At 31.5% G+C, this 6,410-nt stretch carries 5 protein-coding genes; 2 read left to right on the top strand and 3 right to left on the bottom strand.

The genetic code is table 11. From position 1 onward, the window contains the following. The 3 genes from AB8B90_RS09305 to AB8B90_RS09295 form a co-directional block, all read right to left on the bottom strand. A partial coding sequence (locus AB8B90_RS09305; RefSeq protein WP_405336078.1) for a carboxyl transferase domain-containing protein occupies window positions 1-482 on the bottom strand: 482 nt, incomplete at its 3' end. Between the two features lie 35 nt (window positions 483-517). Beyond that, window positions 518-1,585, bottom strand: a complete 1,068-nt coding sequence (fbaA, locus tag AB8B90_RS09300) for a class II fructose-bisphosphate aldolase (RefSeq protein WP_405336075.1) — start codon at window positions 1,583-1,585, stop codon at window positions 518-520. 119 nt (window positions 1,586-1,704) lie between these two features. Further along, on the bottom strand, window positions 1,705-4,236 hold the full coding sequence (locus tag AB8B90_RS09295) for a BamA/TamA family outer membrane protein (RefSeq protein WP_405336073.1): 2,532 nt from the start codon (window positions 4,234-4,236) through the stop codon (window positions 1,705-1,707). Window positions 4,237-4,360: 124 nt separating this feature from the next. Between AB8B90_RS09295 and AB8B90_RS09290 the strand changes: the two genes are divergently transcribed. Next, window positions 4,361-5,077 carry an RNA methyltransferase gene (locus AB8B90_RS09290; RefSeq protein ID WP_405336070.1) on the top strand — a complete coding sequence of 239 codons (717 nt, stop codon included), beginning with the start codon at window positions 4,361-4,363 and terminating at the stop codon, window positions 5,075-5,077. 82 nt (window positions 5,078-5,159) lie between these two features. Then, window positions 5,160-6,410 (top strand): DUF5103 domain-containing protein, encoded by a 1,251-nt coding sequence (locus tag AB8B90_RS09285; protein ID WP_405336067.1) that lies wholly within the window; start codon window positions 5,160-5,162, stop codon window positions 6,408-6,410.

Genomic DNA, 6,410 nt, shown 5'->3' with positions numbered 1-6,410 from the left:
GAAATGATCATAAAAGGTGTCTTTTTCTTGAGGGCGTAACTAGCTGCACGAGCTATTTTTTCACCTACCACACTTCCCATAGAACCACCAATAAATGAAAAGTCCATACAAGCAATAACTAAATCTTGTCCATTTGATTTGCCTATAGCTGTGCGCACAGCATCTTTAAGCTTAGTTTTTTCTTGTGCTGCTTTTAAACGGTCTGGGTATTTTTTTGTGTCTTCAAATTTTAAAGGATCTTTAGAAGTTAAATCAGGATCGAGTTCTTTAAATTTGTTATCGTCGAATAAAATTTCGAAATATTCTTTACTTCCAATTCTAACATGATATCCATCTTCTGGACTTACATAATAGTTTTGTTCTAATTCTTTAGTGTCTACAATTTTACCAGTTGGAGATTTATACCACAACCCTCTGGGAGTGTCTTTTTTCTCTTCAGTAGTAGTTTGTATTCCTTTATCTTTTCTTTTAAACCAAGCCATCTGATTAGATTTAGTTAATTAGTTAGAATGCAAATTTATAAAGTATTTACATTATTAAGGTCTTCAAATGCTTTTTTTAGACGCTCAACAAATGCATTTTCACCCTTTCGTAACCAAACTCTTGGGTCATAATACTTTTTATTTGGAACATCATCGCCATCTGGATTGCCAATTTGTGCTTTTAAATAGGCTTCTTTTTCACCCATATAATCTCGAATACCGCTCATAAATGCATATTGCATATCTGTGTCAATGTTCATTTTAATAACACCATAACCAATGGCTTCTCTAATTTCTTCAACAGTAGAACCCGAACCACCATGAAATACGAAGTCAATGTGATTGTGAGGTAAATTATGTTTTTTTGATAGAAATTCTTGAGAATTTTTTAAAATCTTAGGTGTCAATTTTACATTTCCAGGTTTGTAAACACCATGCACATTTCCGAAAGCTGCAGCTATAGTAAACTGGTCACTAACTTTACTTAGTTCTTCATAAGCATAAGCTACTTCTTCGGGTTGAGTGTAAAGTTTTGAATCATCAACATCTGTATTGTCAACACCATCTTCCTCACCACCTGTTATACCTAATTCAATCTCTAAAGTCATTCCCATTTTGCTCATGCGTTCAAGATAGGTCTTACAGATTTCTATATTTTCTTCAATAGGTTCTTCTGATAAGTCAATCATGTGAGAACTATATAACGACTTTCCTGTTTCTTTGAAATGTTGTTCACTTGCATCTAATAACCCATCAATCCAAGGTAATAATTTTTTTGCGCAATGATCGGTATGTAATATCACAGGAACGTTATAAGCTTCAGCCATATGGTGTATGTGTTTAGCTCCTGCAATTGATCCTGCAATAGCAGCTTTTTGGTCTTCGTTACTCAGTCCTTTTCCAGCATTAAATTGAGCTCCTCCATTTGAAAATTGAATAATTACAGGTGCATTTAATGATTTAGCAGTTTCAAGAACACCGTTAATTGTATTAGATCCAATAACATTTACTGCTGGTAATGCAAAACCTTTCTCTTTTGCTAGTTTGAAAATCTCTTGCACTTCGCGTCCAGTAGCAACTCCACCTTTGATATTATGACTCATTTTTATGAATTTTAAATTGAAAATTAAGTTATCAAAAATACATAATTTTTAGATATGTACTGTGCCGATTTAGGGTAAGATGTTTAAAAATATTAACGAAAACGTTATTGTGAGCGTTATTAAAATGGATAGTTGATTCCTATGTTATATACTGCATTTCCAAAATTATAATCTTTGAACCATCTTGTGCCAATTGGTCTAGAAGGATCATAGGTTTTGAATCCAACATCGAGACGTAAAATGAAAAAACTAAAATCGTAACGTAGTCCAAATCCAGAACCAATAGCAATGTTTTCTAGAGCATTTAAACCGTTGAAAGTGGCTTGTTCATCTTCAACATTATCCAAAACATTCCAAATATTTCCTGCATCAACAAAAATAGCACCATTAAATCGACCAACAAGATTAAAACGTTGTTCGGCACTTAAAGTGATTTTCATGTTAGCTTCATTAAATTCGTTTGTTGATAGAGAGCTTCCTGGTCCGAGATTATAAGCGCTCCATGCTCTAATGTCATTTGGACCACCAGCGAAGAAACTTTCAGCAAAAGGAATATTATCTGAGTTTCCATAAGGAATAGCGATTCCGAAATAACTGCGTATCGCAAAAACATTCTTCTTGCCTAAATCCCAATGCTTAACATAATCAATTTCAGTTTTTATAAATTGAGAAAAGGGAACACCAAATATTTCGTATTTGCCATTGCTGTTTCGACTCAAATTGAGAGTTTTTGATAATGATGTGAAAAGATTTCCTGCAGTTTCAACTCTAAATCTTAAAATTGAAAAATCATTATCGAAAAGATTCTCTCTTCGGTCTTTTACGTAATTAAAACTCGATGAAAAAATAAGGTTGTCTTCTGTAAGACGATCTTTACGTTGCGAAATATTACTAACATCTTGATAGCTGTCGTCGTCAGGATTTAAAGATGTATTATTTGAAAGCACATCATCTATGAAATCATCTGCGCCTTGAGGTATTGATAAATCACTATCATTATTGATGTAGTTGATGTTTTGAGCAATTTGATTTAAACGATCGAAAGAATTTTGATAAACACCGAAATAGTTGTCTATGTTTAAGTTTTTAACAAATTGAACATTAAACAAATCAATATTATTAGTCACCATTTTTGAAGGAAACCAATTGTAATTAAATGAACCTGTTAACGTCTGTTTGTCAAGACCAATATTACGCTGACTAGTTGCTCCAATACTTATTCGGGTACTTGGTGACATGTATTTCGGAATAATTTTGTCTGTGTTAAATGGCACAAAAAATCTCGGAATGCTAAGCCTTAAATTACCACCATACTCATTGATGTCAAAAAATTGATCTTTACTATCTGAAGCATCTCTCGATGCGCCTATGGCTCCAAGACCTGAAATTTCTAGAGTTTCAGCGCCTCTAAACACATTTCTAATGATAAGGCCTGTGCTTATTGAAAACCCAACAGTTTGGATATTACTTTGAGTCACATCAAAATCGAATCCTAAGTCATATTTCTTTTTTGGTGATAAATAAATATTCGCAGTTAGCGTCGTGTCTTGCTCATTTTCTATGTACTCAATATTAGGGTAGTTAAATGCCTTTAACTCGCTCAAGTACCGATAAGTTCTAGTCCTGTCAAGATCCCTAAATATTTGCCCTTTTGTAATAAATATAGCATCAGTAAGTGCTTTAGGTCTATATTTTAATTTGTTATAGCTGTAAAGATTATAATCTTTATACTGAACAGAATCTGAAATAGCTTTGTTTCTGTTTTCATATTTGTAATCACTGTAAATGTTTACATCTTTTATTTTGTAGATTTTAAAAGGGACACGAGAGATAGAGTCTTCTAGACGAATTGCTCTATTTTCAATAATTAAATCGGTATTTACTATATCTCCTGGTAAAATGGTATCAATATCAAAGCGAACATAATCTTGAGCAAAATGAAATAAGCCTGAGTTTCTCAATTCTGTCGTTAGCCTGTTACGTTCTTTGGTGTAATTTAACTCATCAAACTGTTGTCCAGTTTTTATTAATGATTCTTTTTTAAATTTTGATTGATATAAAGAATCTACAACTGGAGAGGCAATATTAGTTGCTATAGAATCTAGATAATAAGGATTACCTCTAACAACATTATAAGTTACATTAGCTCTTTGAGTACTGTCTTTTTCAACATCATAAGATGTTTTTACATTAAACCATCCTTTGCTATAAAAGTATTTTTTTAATCCAGCAGCTGTTTTTTCTGCTTTAGTTTCATTAAATATTACTGGTGCTTCACCTGTTTTTTTTATCCAAGTATTAAATCCTTTTTTTGATTTAATTAGGGCTTCATATTGTTTTAGGGATAGTAATTTCTTTTGACCGGTTCTTGGGTTTTCTGGATTTCTGTATTTATCATTTAATATAGAATCGATATTAGGTCTAGCCAAATTAAAAATATGAAGTCGAAGCGGAATACCTAATAATTCACCATTTGGTTTTTGATAAATAAGATTGCTTACTGTTTCTGTTTTATCTTTTTTATCATCTACAATGACTGTGTTTTCAGTCAATAAGTGTTCGTTTTTACCAACACGTTTCATGACATTACACGAACTTGTAAATGAAGCAATGATTAGAAAAAACGATATGTAGCAGAGGGTTTTTTTCAACAAAAATCAATTAGAAAAACTATGCAATTCAAATGTACAGTTTTAATGTGCTATAGCATAACAAAAAATAGACCAAAAAAGTATTACTTTGTAAATCTATTGAATAAATAAAAGTAATTATATTTTGAGTATCACAAAAAATGAGATAAAATTAATTAAATCGTTAGTACGAAAAAAGTTCAGGCATCAAGAGCAGCTTTTTGTGGTTGAAGGTATAAAAGGGATTCGCGAATTTTTAGATTCGGATTATATACTTTACCAATTATTTTCTACTGAAGCTATTTTTGATGCTGAAACAATATTGATTTCACCAAAAGAACTTCAAATGATTAGTGGACTGAAATCTCCAAATACTGCGGTTGCAATATTCAAAATACCAAGTGCTAAAATTGAAACTACAAAGCCCTTAATTTTAGCACTTGATGATGTAAGAGATCCTGGAAATTTAGGAACAATTATTCGTTTATGTGATTGGTTTGGAATTGAACACCTTGTTTGTAGTTTAGAGACTGTTGATTGCTATAATCCAAAAGTTGTTCAGGCTACTATGGGGTCTCTAACAAGAGTTCAAGTTGATTATACAGATTTAGAAAATTACCTTAAAGAATCAACTCAAGATATTTATGGTACTTTTATGGATGGCAGTAATATCTATTCTGAACCCTTGCCAAAAGCGGGTGTCATTGTTATGGGAAATGAAGCAAATGGTATTTCGTCTAAAATTGAGAGTTTAGTTACTAAAAAAATTGGTATTCCTCGCTTCGGAAATATAAAAGCTACTGAAAGTTTAAATGTAGCAACAGCCACAGCAATTGTATTAAGTGCTTTTAAAGGTTCTTGATTTTAATAAACATTTAAATTACAGTTAATGCTGTAAAGAAAGGCATGGATTTTGTTTATCTTTACATGTAAAACCATCTTAAATGAAATTTAGCAACTTATTTGTATTAGCGTTTTGTTATCCATTATTTTTATTTGCCCAAGTGGAAGAAATAAATCCGCCAGATTATATTAAATCGATTACGTTTAAAAGTAGAAATACACCACAAGGCGAACTTCCTATTTTAAGATTAAATGAAGCCTTTTATTTAGAGTTTGATGCCTTAGTAACTACAGAACCTGATTTCTATTATACGATTGAACATTTTAATTATGATTGGACTAAATCTAATCTTGTTAAAATGGAATACATGGAAGGATTTGATGATTTTAGAATTGTTGATTATCGTAATTCATACAACGCATACCAACTATATTCCCATTATAGATTGCAAATACCAAATGCCCAAACTAGGGCGTTGACGAAGACTGGGAATTATATGATCTCAATTTTTAATGATGATAGAGAACTAGTATTTACTAGGAAGTTCATGATTTATGAGCAAAAAGTTGGAGTTGGAGTTGCTGTGAAGCGTTCCAGAGATGTGAGATTTATTGCTGGAAAACAAAGTGTGGATATTTCAATTAATTCTAGCAGTTTAAATCTCAATAATCCTATGCAAACAGTTAATACTCTTATTATTCAAAATAATAATTTGCATACAGCTATAAAGAATGTAAAGCCACAATATACTTTGGGAAAAGAATTGGTATATCGATATACTAATGAGACCGCTTTTTGGGCAGGAAATGAATTTCGATTTTATGAAAACAAAGATGTAAGAGCAGCTAATATTGGAGTTCAGTTTGTTGATTTGAAGGATATTTACCATAATTATTTGTTTATCAATTCTGAACGAGCTAGTCAGCCATATACCTTTAATCCTGATATTAATGGTAATTTTTTAATTACAGCTATAGATGTTGAAGACGTAGATATTGAAGCCGATTATACCATGGTTCATTTTGGATTAGCATATCCTAAATTTACAGACGGAAGTAAAATATATGTCTATGGAAATTTTAATAACTATGCTTTAGAGGAAATGAATAGAATGGTCTATAACAGTGACGAAAACTATTATGAAGCTGTATTTAGACTTAAGCAAGGATTTTATAATTATAAATATGTTGTTGTTGATCCTGAAGGAAATTTAGACGAAGGTCTTATAAGTGGTAATTTTTGGCAAACGGAAAATAACTACAAAGTACTTGTGTATTACAGAGATCTCGGAGCTAGATATGATAAGCTAATAGGTTTTGGTGAAGCGACTTCAGTAAACATTTCTAATTAA

The sequence above is a fragment of the Psychroserpens sp. genome (assembly GCF_045105015.1).
Classification (GTDB): domain Bacteria; phylum Bacteroidota; class Bacteroidia; order Flavobacteriales; family Flavobacteriaceae; genus Psychroserpens.
Note: the sequence above shows the minus strand (reverse complement) of the source record. Positions and strands in the feature narration are given on the sequence as shown.

Bases quoted from the DNA above. Each gene is read 5' to 3' on its own strand.
- fbaA (WP_405336075.1), bottom strand. From the start codon at position 1,585: ATGAGTCATAATATCAAAGGTGGAGTTGCTACTGGACGCGAAGTGCAA.
- AB8B90_RS09285 (WP_405336067.1), top strand. From the start codon at position 5,160: ATGAAATTTAGCAACTTATTTGTATTAGCGTTTTGTTATCCATTATTT.